Here is a 15,093-nt window from a genome sequence, read left to right as displayed (position 1 = left end):
TGCGCCCGCGCCGGCCAAGCCGGCCGGCGCGCCGGCGGGCGCCCCCCGCAAGGCGCCGGCGGACGAAAGCCAGGAGTGGGAAGAGTTCTGATCTGAGGAACTGGCATCGCGCGCTCGGGTCCGACGAATTTGACCGGAGGGGGCGATGGAAAACAAGCAAAGCAAATCGAGCAGCACATCAGGCTGGCGCAACGCCGGCCTGCTATCCCTGGCGGCCCTGTTCGCCACCTACGTGACCCATATTGTGATGGCCGATGAAGAACGGGCCGGTCTGGCGCCGCCAGGACAGCGGTTGGACGGCATGGCGCCGCGCGGCGTCGACCGCGCGCCGGCCATGTAGAGCGCGTTGTTACTCTTCGAGCAGGCTGCGCAGCATCCAGGCGGTTTTCTCGTGGACGTCCAGGCGCTGCGTCAGCAGGTCGGCGGTTGGCTGGTCGTCGGCCTCGTCGACCACCGGCAGCAGCTTGCGCGCGGTGCGGGCGGTGGCTTCCTGGGCCGCCACCAGATGGCGCACCATGTCCATCGCGGCCGGCACACCGTCCACTTCCTTGATGCTGGCCAGCTTGGCGAACTGGGCGTAGGTGCCCGGCGCCGGGTAGCCCAGCGCGCGGATGCGCTCGGCGATCTGGTCCAGCGCGCCCCATTGTTCGGTGTACTGCGTCATGAACATCTGGTGCAGCGAGTTGAACATTGGACCTTTGACGTTCCAGTGGAAGTTGTGCGTCATCAGGTACAGCGTGTAGCTGTCGGCCAGCAGGCCGGACAGGCCGGCGGCGATCTTGCCGCGGCTTTTCTCGGTCAGGCCGATATCGATCTTGAGCGGTTTTGCAGGCATTATCTAACTCCTTGGTTGGGTCATTCGACGCTGCCATTGTAGCGCCATGCCGAAAAACGCGTCCGTCTCGCTGATACAGCCCGCTCCCGCGTGCGCTGGAACGCCGTTAGCCGCCGTTCCAGCCGCCGCCGATCGCTTTTACCAGCTGCACACCGGCCTGGCGGTAGCGGGTGGTCAGGTCCAGTTCGCTGCGGCGCGATTGCAGATAGGCCGTCTGCGCCGTCACCACGTCCAGGTAGCTGGCCGCGCCCTGGTCGTAGCGCTGGGTGGCCAGCTCCAGCGCGCGCTTGGCGGCCGCCGCCGCCAGATGGTCGGACTTGGCCGCCTCGGCGTAGTTGTCGAGCAGCGTCAGCTGGTCTTCGACCTGCTGGAACGCGGTCAGCACCACCGCGCGGTAGCGTTGGCCGGCCTCGTCCAGCGAGGCTTCGGCGCCGGCGATCTGCGCCTTGCGGCGGCCGCCGTCCAGCAGATTGACCGCCAGCGTCGGGCCGACCGCCCAGAACAGATTGGAGGCGCGGGCGAAGCGGTCGAAGTCGCTGCTCTGGACACCGCCGCTGGCGCCCAAAATCAGCGAGGGGAACAGCGCGCTGCGTGCCACGCCCAGTTGGTCGCTGGCGGCGGCCACCCGCAAGGCGGCGGCGGCGATGTCCGCACGGCGTTGCAGCAACTGCGACGGCACGCCGAGCGGCAGCACCGGCGTGACGAAGGCGCCGCCGTCGTTCGGCGCGATGCTGAAGCTGGCCGCGTTGGCGCCGACCAGCGCGGCGATCGCGTGCTCCTGCACGCTGCGCTGCGCCTGGCGCTGGCGCAGCAGCGAGCGGGTCGATTCCAGCTGGGTCTGGGCGCGCGCCAGATCCAGTCCGGAGGCGGTGCCGCCGTCGTGGCGGCGGGTGATCAGCTCGGCCTGGCGCCGGTAGGCCGCCTCGGTGTCGCGCAGCAACTGGAGGTCGGCGTCGGCGCCGCGCAGGGCCAGCAGCGTGTCGGCCAGCTGGATTTGCAGCGCCAGCCGGGCGGCGGCCAGATCGGCGCCGGCGGCTTGCTCCTGCGCCACGCCGGCGCTGACTTGTTGCGCGATGCGGCCCCACAGATCGACTTCATAGCCCAGGTCGAACTGCAGCGTGCCGCTGTTGTACTCGGCTGGCGAGGTGGCGCCGCGCAGCGGCCGCAAGTCGGACTGGCGGTCGCGCTGGCCGTTGAGCGAGGCGCCCAGCGTCGGCGCTTGCGCCGCGCGGGCGACGCCGGTGGCGGCCTGCGCCTGCCGGTAGCGCGCCAGCGCGCTGCCCAGGTCGGGACTGTTGGCGATCAGCTGCTGTTCCAGCGTGTTCAGCTGCGGGTCCTGATACAGATGCCACCAGTCGGCCGGCAACTGCGGCGCGCTGGCGGTGGCGTCGGCCCAGCCGGCCGGAATGTCGCGGAAGCTGTCGGCCAGCGGCACGGCGGGCTGCTGCCGCACCGGCGCCGGCGCGCAGGCGGCCAGCGCCAGGGCCAGGGTGGTGGCGTAGAGAATCTTCACAGCTTGGCCTTCGCGGTGTTGGCGGCCACGCGCACCGCGTCGCCGGTGGCGACGCCGTCCGGCGGATTGGCGATCACCTGGTCGTTGCGGTCGATGCCGGTGGCAATTTCCAGCACGCTGCCGAGGTCGCGGCTGATGGTCACCGGTTTCACCACCACGCGACCATCCTTGCCCAAGGTGGCGACTTGGGTGCCGGACTTGTTGAAGATCAGCGCGCTTGGTGGAATGCTCAGCGCGGCGCTGGCTACCGGCGTGTTGAAATGAATCGATGCGTAGCCGCCTGGCAGCAGCTCGCGGCTGTCGTTCTGCACGCTCAGCTGCACCAGCATGGCGCCGGAGCTGGCGTTGATCGCCTGCGACAGCGATTGCACGGTGGCGGTGTAGACCTTGCCCGGACGCTCAGGCGCGCTCAGCTCGGCCTTGTCGCCGACCTTGATCGCCGCCACCTGGCGCTGCGGCACGTTGACGTAGACGCGCAGACGGCTGAGGTCGGACACCACGAACAGTTCCGACCCCGGCGCGCCGCCGACATTGATCAGCGCGCCGACATCGGTGTTGCGCGCGGTGACCACGCCATCGAACGGCGCCACCAGGCGGGTGTAGCGCTGCAGCGCCTGCACGCGGTCGACATTGGCCTGCATGGCGTTGACGGCAGACTGCTTGGCGGCCAGGTCGCCGGCCTTCTCGTCGGCTTCCTGCCGCGAGACCGCGTCCGCCGCCAGCAGACCCTGCCAGCGTTTGGCGGTGCTGCTGGCCAGCGCCAGGTTGCTGCGCGCGGTGGCCAGTTCGGCCTTGGCTTGCAGCAGTTGCTGATCGAGGTCCGGTGTTTCGATGTCGGCCAGCGTCTGGCCGGACTTTACCGGCGCGCCGATGTCGACGCTCCAGCTTTTCAGGTAGCCGCTGACGCGGGCGTAGATCGGCGCGCGCTGCCATGGCTCGATGCGCGCCGGCAGTTCCAGCGCCGCGCCGGCGGCCTGGCCGGCGGTCACCACGCTGACCATCGGCACGATGGGGGTATTGGCTTGTTTCACTTGTTCGGCTTGCGAGCGGCGGCTGATGACGCCGGCCGCCACCAGCGCGGCGGCCAGGACGATCAGCCCCAGCGCCAGCGGCTTGTGACCGGTGCGACGAGTATTAGACATGGACAGGGGCTCCGGAATGTGGTTGGTCGTTGGATGGGGTGGGGGATGGGCGCGCGTGCCGGCGGTGCACCAGGCTGAACACCACTGGCACGAACAGCAGCGTGGCGGTGGTGGCGAAGATCAGGCCACCGATGACGGCGCGGCCCAGCGGCGCGTTCTGCTCGCCGCCATCGCCGAGGCCGAGCGCCATCGGCAGCATGCCGATGATCATCGACAGCGCGGTCATCAGCACCGGACGGAAGCGCACCGAGCCGGCTTCCAGCGCGGCGGCGGTGGCGTCACCCAGTGCGTCCAGCCGTTCACGGGCGAAGGTAATCACCAGCACCGAGTTGGCGGTGGCCACGCCCATGCACATGATGGCGCCGGTCAGCGCCGGCACCGACAGCGTGGTATTGGTGGCGAACAGCATCCAGACGATGCCGCCCAGTGCCGCCGGCAGCGCCGAGACGATCACCGCCGGGTCCAGCCACGACTGGAAGTTGACCACGATCAGCAGGTAGATCAGCACCACCGCGCCCAGCAGGCCGAACAGCAGGCCGGCGAAGGCGCGGTCCATGGTCTTGACCTGGCCCAGCATCTGCACGGTCGAGCCTTTCGGCAGGTCGGCGCGGGTGTCCGCGATGGCCTGGTTGATGTCCTTGGCGACGGCGGCCAGGTCGCGGTCCTGGGTGGTGGCGTAGATCTGCACCATCGGCTGGATGTCGTACTGGCTGACGATGGCCGACTGCGTGCCGCGCGTGAAGGTGGCGACGCCGCCCAGCGTGGCGGTGCTGGTGCTGGCGCCATTGCCGACCGGCAGGTTGGCCAGCGCCGACAGCGTGTCCATTTGCGGTTGCGGCGTCTGCATGACGATCGGGTAGCTGACGCCGTTGGCCGGGTTCAGCCAGAAGGTCGGCGCCACCTGCGACGAGCCGGCCAGGTTGACCACCATGCTGTTGGTGATGTCGCGCGTGGTCAGGCCCAGTTGCTGCGCCTGGGTGCGATCGATATCGACGTTGAACACCGGCGCCTTGTCGGACTGCTGGATGCGGGCGTCGGCCACGCCGGGGATGGCGCGCAGGCGTTTCAGCAGCTGGTCGGCGTAGGCGTAGTTGTCGGCGATTTTGGCGCCGCGGATCTGCACGTCGATCGGCGCCGGCGAGCCGAAGTTCAGGATCTGGCTGACGATGTCGGCCGGCGGGAAGGAGAAGGTGGTGTCCGGGAATTCCGCCGGCAGCACCTGGCGTAGCTGGCGCACGTAGCCGGCGGTCGGCTGGTGGTCCTCGCGCAGCGCGATCTGGAAGTCGCCGTCGTGGGTGCCGCTGGTGCCGGTGTTGTTGTAGACGGTGTTGATCGAGCTGGCCGGCATGCCGATGTTGTCGGTCATGGTGACGATCTCGCTGGCCGGAATCACGCGGCGGATGGCCTGCTCGATGCGGGCGAAGCGGGCGGCGGTTTCCTCGATGCGGGTGCCGACCGGCACGCGCGCGTGGATCAGCACCTGGCCGGAGTCGACCGACGGGAAGAAGTTACTGCCCAGGAAAGGCACCAGCGCGAACGAGGCCGCCACCACCAGCAGGAAACCGATGATGAAGCGCTTGCGGTTGACCACCGCCGCTTCCAGCAGGCCGCTGTAGCCGGCGCGCAGGCGCTCGAAGCGGGCCTCGAAGCCGCGCTGGAAACGCACCAGCGGATTGGACGAGGGCGCCGGCGTGCCGTGGCCGCCGTGGCCGTGGGCGTGGCCCTCGCCGGTGTCGTGCGGTTTGAGCAGGTAGTTGGCCATGGTCGGCACCAGCGTGCGCGACAGGATGAACGAGCAGACCATGGCGAAGATCACCGCCTCGGCCATCGGCACGAACAGGAAGCGCGACACGCCGTCGAGGAAGAACATCGGCACGAACACGATGCAGATGCACAGCAGCGAAACGAAGGCCGGCGTGGTGATCTGCGCCGCGCCGTCGAGGATCGCCGCCTCCACCGGCTTGCCCTGTTCCAGGTGCCAGTTGATGTTTTCGATGGTCACGGTGGCGTCGTCGACCAGGATGCCGACCGCCAGCGCCAGGCCGCCCAGCGTCATCAGGTTGAGCGATTCGCCGATGGCCGACAAGGCGATGATGGAGCCGAGGATCGACAGTGGAATCGAGACGGCGATGATGATGGTCGAGCGCCAGCTGCCGAGGAATAGCAGGATCATCAGGCTGGTCAGCGCGGCGGCGATCACGCCTTCCGACGCCACGCCCTTGATGGCGGCGCGCACGAACACCGATTGGTCGTTGATCGGCGTGACGGTCAGCGCCTCCGGCCAGCCGGCCTTGAGCGTGTTGATTTTTTCACGCACGCCGTCGACGATGGCCAGCGTCGAGGCCGAGCCGTTCTTCAGCACCGACATCAGCACCGAGCGGCTGCCGTCGACATGCACCACATTGGTCTGCGGCGCGTTGCCGTCGTGAATGTTGGCGATGTCGCCCAGGTAGATGGTGGCGCCGTTGACCACGCGCACCGGCAGACGCGCCAGGTCGGCGATGGCCGACGGCGCGTTGTTGAGCTGGATGCTGTATTCGAGGCTGGCGATCTTCTGCGTGCCGACCGGGGTCAGCACGTTCTGTGCCGCCAGCGCGTTGGCGATGTCCTGCGCCGACAGGCCGCGCGCCTGCAGCAGCGCCGGGTCGACGTCGATCTGCACCTGACGCTGCTTGCCGCCATACGGCAGCGGGATCGCCGCGCCCGGCACGCTGACCAGCGGCGTGCGCACCGTGTTGGTGCCAAGGTCGGACAACTGCTGTTCCGACAGCCCTTTGCCGGACAGCGCCACCTGCAGAATCGGCACCGTGGCGGCGTTGTAGTTGAGGATCAGCGGCGGCGTGATGCCAGGCGGCATCTGGCGCAGCATCGACTGCGAGATCGCCGTCACCTGGGCGTTGGCGACGGCGATGTTGACGCCCGGCTGGAAGAAGATCTTGACGATGCTGACGCCGGTGTAGGTGTTGGCCTCGATGTGCTCGATGTCGTTGACGGTGGTGGTCAGCGCCCGCTGGAACTGGGTCGAGACGCGGCCGGCCATCTGGTCGGGCGGCTGGCCGGTGTACTGCCAGGCCACCGCGATCACCGGGATCTTGATGTCAGGGAAGATGTCGGTCGGCGTGCGCAGCGCCGCCAGCGGCCCGACGATCAACAGCAGCAGGGCCATGACCACGAAGGTGTAGGGACGTCGAAGCGCGACGCGTACGATTTCAATCAACACAAATTACCCCCAGGGATAGGCCGACCGGCCAAGATAACGCGGTGCAGCATTTGAGTAAGGCGGCGGCAGCGCATGGTTTGATAAGTCGGACTATGCAATACCGGTGGAAAAGCAATGCTGTTATGCAGCAAGTTTCTACATTAGTGAATGATTTTAGCGTTTTACCGGTGGTGCTTGTATCAAAATTTGTTTCTAGTATGTATCACTGTGTATCGCCGGCGCCAAAGATCCGGAAAAAGCCGCCGATTTGTGGGGTGCCGCCGCGTGGCGGGTATAAAGTGAGCGATCCACCCACCCCACAGGAGACCATCATGATCAACAGCATCACGCCGCATCTGGTGTGCGAAGGCGCCGCCGACGCCATCGCCTTCTACCAACAAGCGTTCGGCGCGGTCGAACTGATGCGCCTGGCCGGCGAGGACGGCCGCGTTATGCACGCGGCGCTGAAGATCGGCGACTCGACGCTGATGCTGGCCGACGATTTTCCGCAATACGACGGCGGCAAGGGGCCGAAGGCGCTGCAGGGCAGCCCGGTGACGCTGCACCTGTACTCGCCGGACGTGGACGCCGCCTTCCAGCAGGCGGTGGACGCCGGTGCCGTGGTGCGCATGCCGCCGGCCGACATGTTCTGGGGCGACCGCTATAGCCAGGTGACCGATCCGTTCGGCCATCACTGGTCGATCGCCACCCACCTCAAGGACATGACGCCGGAGGAAATGGCCGCAGCGATGAAGAACATGCCGCACGACTGCTGACCGGGCGGACGGCGGGCATTCGCTGCGACGGACATGGTTGTGATACCTTAACGCCTGAGTCTAGTCTGGAGCACGATGTCAATGGAATTCATGGTACTGCGCCGCGCCAATCAAAGCACGGAACGAGGAACACAACCGCCGGCGCTGGAGCCGGGCACGTTTCTGCGGCCCAGCGCCGAGGCGGTGCGGCTGCTGCGCCGGGATGGCGCATGGCGCGAGGTGCACGGCCCGTTCCCGCCCAAGGAAGTGGTGGCCGGCTTCGTGCTGCTGGAGGCCGAGTCGCGCGAGGACATCATCGCCCAAGTGCGCTGGTGGCCGTTGTTCGACAGCGGCGCGGTGTATGAAATCCGCGACGCCGGCAGTCCCGTCTACGGCGCCGGCTTCGACGAGCGCGGCACGGCGTCCGGCACGCTGCCGCTGCGCCAGGAAGACCTGACGCGCTACGTCATTTTCCTGCGCGCCGACGCCGATACCGAGTCGGACGCGATGGCGCCCCCGGAAAACCTCGACGTCATCAACGCCCACAACGAGGCCGGCGTGTGGCAAGGCGTGCTGCTGGCCGGCGACGGTCTGAAAGGCACGGCCAACGCCGCGCGGGTGCACTATGCCAACGCCAAGACGTCGGTGGTGGACGGTCCGTTCACCGACGTGAGGGAACTGATCGCCGGCTACTGGATGCTGCAGGCGGCCTCGCTCGACGAGGCGATTGCCTGGGCCAAGGCCTACCCCTATCCGCAACAGGGCGACATCACGCTGGAGATCCGCGAAGCGTGCGAGCGCAAGTCGCACGTCGAATTCACCCCGGAGATGATCAAGGCCGAAGAGCGCCTGCGCGCCGAACTGCTGGAAGCCGAACTGCGCAACGCCTTCAGCAAAGCCGCCCGCGGCGGCTGAAAAAAACGTTTTTAGAGCGTGGCTTCGAGGATGCGGACCAGCGATTCGATGCCGGTGGCGTCGGTCTGGTCGAAGCGGTTCGGCTGTGGGCTGTCGAGGTCGAACACGCCGACGATGGCGCCATCCGGACCGCGCACCGGCACCACCAGCTCGGAGCGCGAGTTGACGTCGCAGGCGATGTGGCCGGGGAAGGCGTGCACGTCCGGCACGACGATGGCTTTGCCTTCCACCACCGTGGTGCCGCAGACGCCGCGGCCGCGCTTGATGCGGATGCAGGCCGGCTTGCCCTGGAACGGGCCGAGCACCAGTTCGTCCCCTTTGAGGAAGTAGAAGCCGGCCCAGTTCAGCCCCGGCATGCTGTTGAATACCAGCGAACTGAAGTTGGCGGTGTTGGCGATCAGGTCGGTCTCGCCGTGGACCAGGCCTTGCAGTTGCGGGCGCAGGTCGTCATACATGGCGTTTTTGGCCTCGGCACTGTCGGTGCGGTAGGCGGTGTCGCTGAGGGTGAAGGTCATGATGTGTTGTTCAGTAGATAAGCGCGGGCGCGCCAAGGCCACTATGGTAGCCGATCCGACGATTTTACGAAGACTTCCTACCCTCTTTGTAGGCAGTATCCGATAGCGGATCTGCATTGTGCGCGTTACTCTGGTGGGCAGTGTGTCACCACCAGAGCGGGGAAAAATATGTCCACCAGAAAAAAGAGCGCAGAACCGCCGCGGCAACCCAACGCCACGCCGCCACCACCGCCGGGACCGCCGGCCATCGATGTCGAGGCGATGCTGATGATCGGCGAGGAACGCGTGCACATCGATTGCGAGGAAGATGACAACCTCACTTTCATGGCGGAACAGATCGATTGACTCGGTGCGCTGGCGGACAGACCATTGCCTGCGGCGGGCGCGAGAATCAGTCATCTCGACTTTGAAAGCCGCCGATGTCCGCCGATATGGTGATTGTTCGCAACGAGGGCCTGTACTGCGTGCCGGGCCAGTTTTACATCGACCCGTGGCGGCCGGTGGAGCGGGCCGTCATCACCCATGCGCACGGCGACCACGCGCGCGGCGGCCATCAACATTATCTGACGGCGGCACCTGGCGTGCAGGTGCTGAAGTCGCGGTTGGGGCCGGTCAATATCACCGGGCTGGCGTATGGCGAGCAGGTGGTGCACAACGGTGTGACGGTGTCGCTGCACCCGGCCGGTCATGTGCTGGGGTCGGCCCAGGTGCGCATGGCGTATCGCGGCGAGGTGTGGGTGGCGTCCGGCGATTACAAGGTCGAGGCGGACAACACCTGCACGCCGTTCGAGCCGGTGCGCTGCGATACCTTCATCACCGAATCGACGTTCGGCCTGCCGATTTATCGCTGGTCGCCGCAGCAGACCATTTTTGACGAGGTCAACACGTGGTGGGCGGCCAACGCGCAACAGGGACGCGCCAGCGTGTTGCTGGGCTATAGCTTCGGCAAGGCGCAGCGCTTGCTCAGCGGCCTGGACCCGTCACTCGGGCCGATCATCTGCCATGGCGCGGTGCAGACCTTGAACGAAGTGTACCGCGAGAGCGGCATGTGGCTGCCATCGACGGCGATGGTCGGCGAAGTGGCCCATGGCGAGATCGGCAGATCGATCGTGCTGGCGCCGCCGTCTGCCGCCGGTTCGCCGTGGATCAAGCGCTTTGGCGATTTCAGCGATGCCTTCGCCAGCGGCTGGATGCAGTTGCGCGGCGCGCGCCGCCGGCGTGGCGTGGATCGCGGCTTCGTGCTGTCCGACCATGCCGACTGGCCGGGATTGCTGACGGCGATCACCGCCACCGGCGCGCAGCGGGTGATCGTCACCCATGGTTCAATCGCGGTGCTGGTGCGCTGGTTGCAGCAGCAGGGCTTGCAGGCCAGCGGCTTTGATACCGAGTATGGCGATGACGAGGCGGAAGAGGTTCCGGTCCCCACCGTGGTCGGGGGAGACGGCCGTGCGTAACTTCGCCCTGCTGTACGCCGAGCTCGATGAAACCACGTCCACCAGCCGCAAGCTGGCGGCGTTGCAGGCGTATTTCACCACCGCCGCGCCCCAGGTGCGGCCTGGGCCGTGTACTTTCTCGCCGGCGGCAAGCCGCGTCAGGCGGTACCGACCAGGCTGCTGCGCCAGTACGCGACCGAGTACGCCGGCCTCGACGAATGGCTGTTCGACGAGTGCTATCACGCGGTCGGCGATCTGGCCGAAACCATCGCCCTCATCCTGCCGCCGCCCAAGCACCCGAGTGACATCGGCCTGGCCGACTGGATCGAACTGGGCATCGCGCCGTTGCGCGGCGCGGCGCCGGAGATGGTGCGCGAGGCGCTGTTCACTTACTGGGACCAACTGGACACGCGCGAACGCTTTCTGCTGACCAAGCTGATCGGCGGCGGTTTCCGCGTCGGCGTCTCGCGCCTGCTGGTGACGCGCGCGCTGAGCGCCATCGCCGAACTCGATAGCAAGCTGATCGCCCAACGTCTGATGGGATGGACCGATGGCAGCGTCAGCCCGACCGCCGCCGGCTTCCGCCAATTGATCGCCGCGCATACGCCGGAAGAGCAGGCACAGCGCGGCGGCCAGCCGTATCCGTTTTTCCTGGCGCACCCGCTGGAGCGCGATCCCGCCACGTTGGGGGAACTGGCCGATTGGCAAATCGAATGGAAATACGACGGCATGCGCGCCCAACTGGTGCGGCGCGAAGGCAAGAACTGGCTGTGCTCGCGCGGCGAGGAACTGATCACCGAGCGCTTCCCGGAGCTGGCCGCGCTGCGTCTGCCGGACGGGGTGGTGCTCGATGGCGAGATCCTGATCTGGCACGGCGGCAGCGCGCCCGCGCCGTTCGCCGACTTGCAGAAGCGCATGGGACGCAAGCAGGTGTCGGCGCGCCTGCTGGGCGAGCTGCCGGCGGTGCTGGTCGCTTACGATCTGCTGGAGCTGGACGGCCGCGATCTGCGCGAGCTGCCGCAGGCCGAGCGGCGCATGCTGCTGGAGCAACTGCTCGGCAGTCTGCAAGGCACGCCGCAGTTGCGCCTGCCGCCGCTGATCGTGGCGGATAGCTGGGAGCATCTGGCCGCCATTCGCGGCGAGTCGCGCGAGCGTGGCGTCGAGGGCGTGATGCTGAAGGCGGTGGATGCGCGCTATGGCGTGGGGCGCAGCAAAAACGTCGGCACGTGGTGGAAGTGGAAGATCGATCCGTTCAGCGTGGATGCGGTGCTGGTGTATGCGCAGACCGGCCATGGCCGTCGCGCTTCCTTGTACACCGACTACACCTTCGCCGTCTGGGATGACGAGCGCAAGCTGGTGCCGTTCGCCAAGGCCTATTCCGGCCTGACCGATGCCGAGATCGCGCAGGTGGATCAGGTGATCCGCAAGACCACCACCGAGAAATTCGGCCCGGTGCGCAGCGTGACGCCGAGCATGGTGTTCGAGATCGGCTTCGAGGGCATCGCCAGCTCGCCGCGTCACAAATCCGGCATCGCGGTGCGCTTCCCACGCATTCTGCGGCGGCGCGAGGACAAGTCGGTGGAGGCGGCCGATACACTGGCGTCGCTGAAAAGGCTGCTGGCGGCGCCATGAACGCGGACGCCTGGTTTGCCGGGCGCGGCTGGACCGCGTCGCCGTTCCAGCGCGCGGTGTGGGCGGAGGCGGCCGCCGGCCGCTCGGGCCTGCTGCACGCCACCACCGGCGCCGGTAAAACCTATGCCGTCTGGTTCGCCGCCATGCAGCGCGCCGCCGCCGCGCCTGCTGCGGCTGGGCGTGGCTTGCGCGTGCTGTGGATCACGCCGATGCGGGCGCTGGCGGCCGACACCTTGCGTGCCTTGCAGCAGGCCGCCCCGGACTGGCAGGTCGAAGCCCGCACCGGCGACACCAGCTCAGCCCAGCGCGCGCGCCAGAACAAGCGCCTGCCCGATGCGTTGATCACCACGCCGGAAAGCCTGACCTTGCTGCTCAGCCAGCCAGCCGGACGCGGCCGACCGCTTCAAGCACCTGGTCATGGTCATCGTCGATGAGTGGCACGAGTTGATGGGCAACAAGCGCGGCGTGCAGACGCAGCTGGCGTTGGCCCGCCTGCGGCGATGGCAGCCGTCGCTGCTGGTGTGGGGCTTGTCCGCCACGCTGGGCAATCTGGAACGCGCGCGCGATGTGCTGGCGCCGGACGGCGTCATCATCGAAGGCCACGTCGCCAAGCCGATCCTGGTGGACACGCTGATTCCCGCACAGCCGTCACGCTTTCCGTGGGGTGGCCATCTTGGCGTGCAGATGCTGGGGCCGGTGTTGGCGGAAATCGAAAAACACGGCAGCACGCTGGTCTTCACCAACACCCGCTCGCAAGCGGAGCTGTGGTATCAGCACATGCTGGACGCCCGCCCGGATTGGGCCGGCCTGATCGCGCTGCATCACGGCTCGCTGGACAAGGCGGTGCGCGACTGGGTGGAACAGGGCCTCAAGCAAGGCCAACTGAAGGCCGTGGTCTGCACTTCCAGTCTCGACCTCGGCGTCGATTTCCTGCCGGTCGAGCGGGTGTTGCAGATCGGCAGCGCCAAAGGCATCGCCCGGTTGCTGCAACGCGCCGGGCGCAGCGGTCACGCGCCGGGCCGCATCGCGCGGTTGACGCTGGTGCCGACGCAAAGCCTGGAATTGCTGGAGGCCGCCGGCGCCATCCAGGCCGTCACCGCGCTCGACATCGAAGCCCGCCCGGTGCCGGAAAAACCGCTGGACGTGCTGGTGCAGCATCTGGTCACCATCGCGTTGGGCGGCGGCTTCCGCGCCGAGGCGCTGCTGGCCGAGGTGCGTACCGCATGGTCCTACCGCGATCTCACCGACGAAGAGTGGCAATGGGCGCTGGATTTTGTCGCGCGCGGCGGCAGCACGCTGGTGGCTTATCCCGAATATCGTCGCGTGCTGCCGGCCGAGGACGGCGTCTATCGCGTGCCCGACGCCGCGCTGGGCCGCCGGCACCGCATGGGCATCGGCACCATCGTTGCGGATGCGTCGTTGCAGGTGAAGTACGTCAGCGGCGGCCGGCTGGGCAGCGTGGAGGAATCGTTCATCTCGCGGTTGCGCAAGGGCGATCATTTTTTGTTCGCCGGCCGTATTCTGGAGTTTGTGCGCCTGCATGAGATGACCGCCTACGTGCGCCGCGCCACCGGCGCCAGGGGGGCGGTGCCGCGCTGGCAGGGCGGTCGGATGCCGATGTCGTCCGAGCTTGCGCACGCGGCGCTGGCGCAGTTGCAGTTGGCTACTCAGGACCGCTACCAAGGCCCGGAAATGCAGGCGCTGCGGCCGCTGCTGGAAATCCAGCAGCGCTGGTCGTCGCTGCCGACGGCGCACACCACCGTCATCGAAACCATGCACAGCCGCGAGGGGCTTCACCTGTTCATGTTCCCGTTTGCCGGTCGCTCGGTGCACCTGGGGTTGGCTTCGCTGCTGGCCTACCGCGTTGGCCGCAGGACGCCGATGACGTTGTCGATCGCCGTCAACGATTACGGCTTCGAGCTGCTGTCCGCGCAGGAACTGGACTGGGCCGCATTGCTGGACGCGAAGCAGGGCGCGGATATCGGCCTGTTCAGCACCGAGCACTTGCTGGAGGATGTGCTGGCCAGCCTCAACGCGACTGAATTGTCGCAACGGCGCTTCCGTGAAATCGCCCGCATTGCCGGCCTGGTGTTTCAGGGCTATCCCGGTCAGGGCAAGGGCGCGCGCCAGTTGCAGGCGTCGTCATCCTTGTTCTTTGCCGTGTTCAGCCAGCACGACGCCGGCAACCTGCTGCTGACGCAGGCGCAGCGCGAGGTGCTGGAGCAGGAACTGGAGCTCGGCCGCCTGCGCGCCACGTTGCTGGCCTTGCAGGCGCGTAGCGTGCGCTTCCATGCGATCAAGCGCGCCACGCCGTTTGGCTTTGCGCTGATGGTGGAGCGCTTCCGCGAAAAACTCAGCACAGAAAAGCTGTCGGATCGCGTGGCGCGTCTGGTGCGGGCGCTGGAGAAAGCGGCGGGGCCATGAATCAATCCATCGACATCGCCGGCGAGGAATTGCTGATGTTGCCGCAGAAGGCGCTGTACTGGCCGCGCGAAGCGATGCTGATCATTGCCGACATCCACTTCGGCAAGGCGGCCGCGTTCCGCGCGTTGGGTGTGCCGGTGCCGTCCGGGACCACCAGCGTCAACCTGCTGGCGCTGGATGACTTGCTGGCGGCGCGGCCGGTGCGGCATATCGTGTTCCTCGGCGATTTTCTGCACGCCAGGGCCGCGCACGCGGGCGCCACGCTGGCGGCGATGCAGCGCTGGCGCGAACGCCATCCCGGCCTGCTGCTGACGCTGGTGCGCGGCAACCACGATGCGCGTGCCGGCGATCCGTCCGCTCGCCTAGGCATTACCGTGGTGGACGAGCCGCATGTGATCGGCCCGTTCGCCTTCTGCCACCATCCGGACATTATGACGCCGTCGTATGTGCTGGCCGGTCACGTGCATCCGGTGTACCGGCTGCGCTCCGGTTGGGACGCGCTGCGGCTGCCGTGCTTCCTGGTGGGGCGGCGGCGCATGGTGCTGCCGTCGTTCGGCGCGTTCACCGGTGGTCATCCGGTGACACCCTTGCCCGATGAGCGGCTGTTCGTAAGCAGCGGTGAGGCGGTACTGGAGGTACCTTGACTCGGTTAGCCTGACTTACCGGTCACCGGAATCATCCTACGTCGGCTGATGGGGGAGTCCTATATCACTAGCCGGTGGTGTCAACT

Annotated in this window: 11 protein-coding genes and 2 pseudogenes; 8 read left to right on the top strand and 5 right to left on the bottom strand. The window is 67.3% G+C overall.

Annotated elements, in window-relative coordinates; genetic code table 11:
- The first annotated feature begins 145 nt into the window (after window positions 1-145).
- On the top strand, window positions 146-340 hold the full coding sequence (locus tag GTP44_RS24900; protein WP_161021520.1) for a hypothetical protein: 195 nt from the start codon (window positions 146-148) through the stop codon (window positions 338-340).
- 9 nt (window positions 341-349) lie between these two features.
- On the opposite strand, the gene GTP44_RS24895 is transcribed toward GTP44_RS24900, so the two are convergent.
- The 4 genes from GTP44_RS24895 to GTP44_RS24880 all read right to left on the bottom strand — a co-directional run bounded on the left by GTP44_RS24895 (window position 350) and on the right by GTP44_RS24880 (window position 6,707).
- Entirely contained in the window at window positions 350-835 is a 486-nt protein-coding gene (locus GTP44_RS24895; protein ID WP_160992702.1) for a Dps family protein, read from the bottom strand.
- Window positions 836-941: 106 nt separating this feature from the next.
- Window positions 942-2,348: an efflux transporter outer membrane subunit gene (locus GTP44_RS24890; RefSeq protein WP_161021519.1), complete on the bottom strand. Its 1,407-nt coding sequence runs from the start codon at window positions 2,346-2,348 to the stop codon at window positions 942-944.
- A complete protein-coding gene (locus GTP44_RS24885; RefSeq protein WP_161021518.1) occupies window positions 2,345-3,490 on the bottom strand; it encodes an efflux RND transporter periplasmic adaptor subunit in 1,146 nt (381 codons plus the stop codon). The genes GTP44_RS24890 and GTP44_RS24885 overlap by 4 nt, the downstream gene beginning before the upstream one ends.
- Complete coding sequence (locus GTP44_RS24880; protein WP_161021521.1) at window positions 3,483-6,707, bottom strand: efflux RND transporter permease subunit; 3,225 nt, start codon at window positions 6,705-6,707, stop codon at window positions 3,483-3,485. The genes GTP44_RS24885 and GTP44_RS24880 overlap by 8 nt, the downstream gene beginning before the upstream one ends.
- Window positions 6,708-7,021: 314 nt before the next feature.
- On the opposite strand from GTP44_RS24880, the gene GTP44_RS24875 reads away from it, so the two are divergent.
- Window positions 7,022-7,465: a VOC family protein gene (locus GTP44_RS24875; RefSeq protein ID WP_160992699.1), complete on the top strand. Its 444-nt coding sequence runs from the start codon at window positions 7,022-7,024 to the stop codon at window positions 7,463-7,465.
- Window positions 7,466-7,546: 81 nt separating this feature from the next.
- Window positions 7,547-8,359 (top strand): YciI family protein, encoded by an 813-nt coding sequence (locus GTP44_RS24870; protein WP_161021517.1) that lies wholly within the window; start codon window positions 7,547-7,549, stop codon window positions 8,357-8,359.
- A gap of 11 nt (window positions 8,360-8,370) precedes the next feature.
- Here the strand turns inward: GTP44_RS24870 and msrC are convergent, their stop codons facing one another.
- The gene (gene msrC / locus GTP44_RS24865; protein ID WP_160992697.1) at window positions 8,371-8,874 is read right to left on the bottom strand and encodes a free L-methionine (R)-S-oxide reductase MsrC; all 504 of its coding nucleotides are present in this window, start codon (window positions 8,872-8,874) and stop codon (window positions 8,371-8,373) included.
- A 168-nt stretch (window positions 8,875-9,042) separates the two neighbouring features.
- Here msrC and GTP44_RS24860 point away from each other — a divergent pair, with 168 nt between their 5' ends.
- The 5 genes and pseudogenes from GTP44_RS24860 (at window position 9,043) to pdeM (ending at window position 15,007) form a co-directional block, all read left to right on the top strand.
- Window positions 9,043-9,219, top strand: a complete 177-nt coding sequence (locus tag GTP44_RS24860) for a hypothetical protein (protein ID WP_161021516.1) — start codon at window positions 9,043-9,045, stop codon at window positions 9,217-9,219.
- 74 nt (window positions 9,220-9,293) lie between these two features.
- Complete coding sequence (locus tag GTP44_RS24855) at window positions 9,294-10,328, top strand: ligase-associated DNA damage response exonuclease (RefSeq protein ID WP_161021515.1); 1,035 nt, start codon at window positions 9,294-9,296, stop codon at window positions 10,326-10,328.
- A pseudogene (locus GTP44_RS24850) lies at window positions 10,321-11,939 on the top strand (ATP-dependent DNA ligase). The gene GTP44_RS24855 and the pseudogene GTP44_RS24850 overlap by 8 nt, the downstream one beginning before the upstream one ends.
- Window positions 11,936-14,363, top strand: a pseudogene (locus tag GTP44_RS24845) (ligase-associated DNA damage response DEXH box helicase). Before GTP44_RS24850 ends, GTP44_RS24845 begins: the two co-directional pseudogenes overlap by 4 nt.
- The gene (gene pdeM, locus GTP44_RS24840) at window positions 14,360-15,007 is read left to right on the top strand and encodes a ligase-associated DNA damage response endonuclease PdeM (protein WP_161021514.1); all 648 of its coding nucleotides are present in this window, start codon (window positions 14,360-14,362) and stop codon (window positions 15,005-15,007) included. Before GTP44_RS24845 ends, pdeM begins: the two are co-directional and overlap by 4 nt.
- The last annotated feature ends 86 nt before the right edge of the window (window positions 15,008-15,093 follow it).

It is taken from the genome of Duganella lactea (assembly GCF_009857505.1).
Lineage (GTDB): Bacteria > Pseudomonadota > Gammaproteobacteria > Burkholderiales > Burkholderiaceae_D > Rugamonas > Rugamonas lactea.
The sequence above is the reverse complement of the archived record's forward strand: the minus strand, read 5'-3'. Positions and strand labels throughout refer to the sequence as shown.

Bases quoted from the DNA above. Each gene is read 5' to 3' on its own strand.
- GTP44_RS24855 (WP_161021515.1), top strand. From the start codon at position 9,294: ATGTCCGCCGATATGGTGATTGTTCGCAACGAGGGCCTGTACTGCGTG.
- GTP44_RS24900 (WP_161021520.1), top strand. From the start codon at position 146: ATGGAAAACAAGCAAAGCAAATCGAGCAGCACATCAGGCTGGCGCAAC.
- GTP44_RS24875 (WP_160992699.1), top strand. From the start codon at position 7,022: ATGATCAACAGCATCACGCCGCATCTGGTGTGCGAAGGCGCCGCCGAC.
- msrC (WP_160992697.1), bottom strand. From the start codon at position 8,874: ATGACCTTCACCCTCAGCGACACCGCCTACCGCACCGACAGTGCCGAG.
- GTP44_RS24860 (WP_161021516.1), top strand. From the start codon at position 9,043: ATGTCCACCAGAAAAAAGAGCGCAGAACCGCCGCGGCAACCCAACGCC.
- GTP44_RS24870 (WP_161021517.1), top strand. From the start codon at position 7,547: ATGGAATTCATGGTACTGCGCCGCGCCAATCAAAGCACGGAACGAGGA.
- GTP44_RS24885 (WP_161021518.1), bottom strand. From the start codon at position 3,490: ATGTCTAATACTCGTCGCACCGGTCACAAGCCGCTGGCGCTGGGGCTG.
- pdeM (WP_161021514.1), top strand. From the start codon at position 14,360: ATGAATCAATCCATCGACATCGCCGGCGAGGAATTGCTGATGTTGCCG.
- GTP44_RS24895 (WP_160992702.1), bottom strand. From the start codon at position 835: ATGCCTGCAAAACCGCTCAAGATCGATATCGGCCTGACCGAGAAAAGC.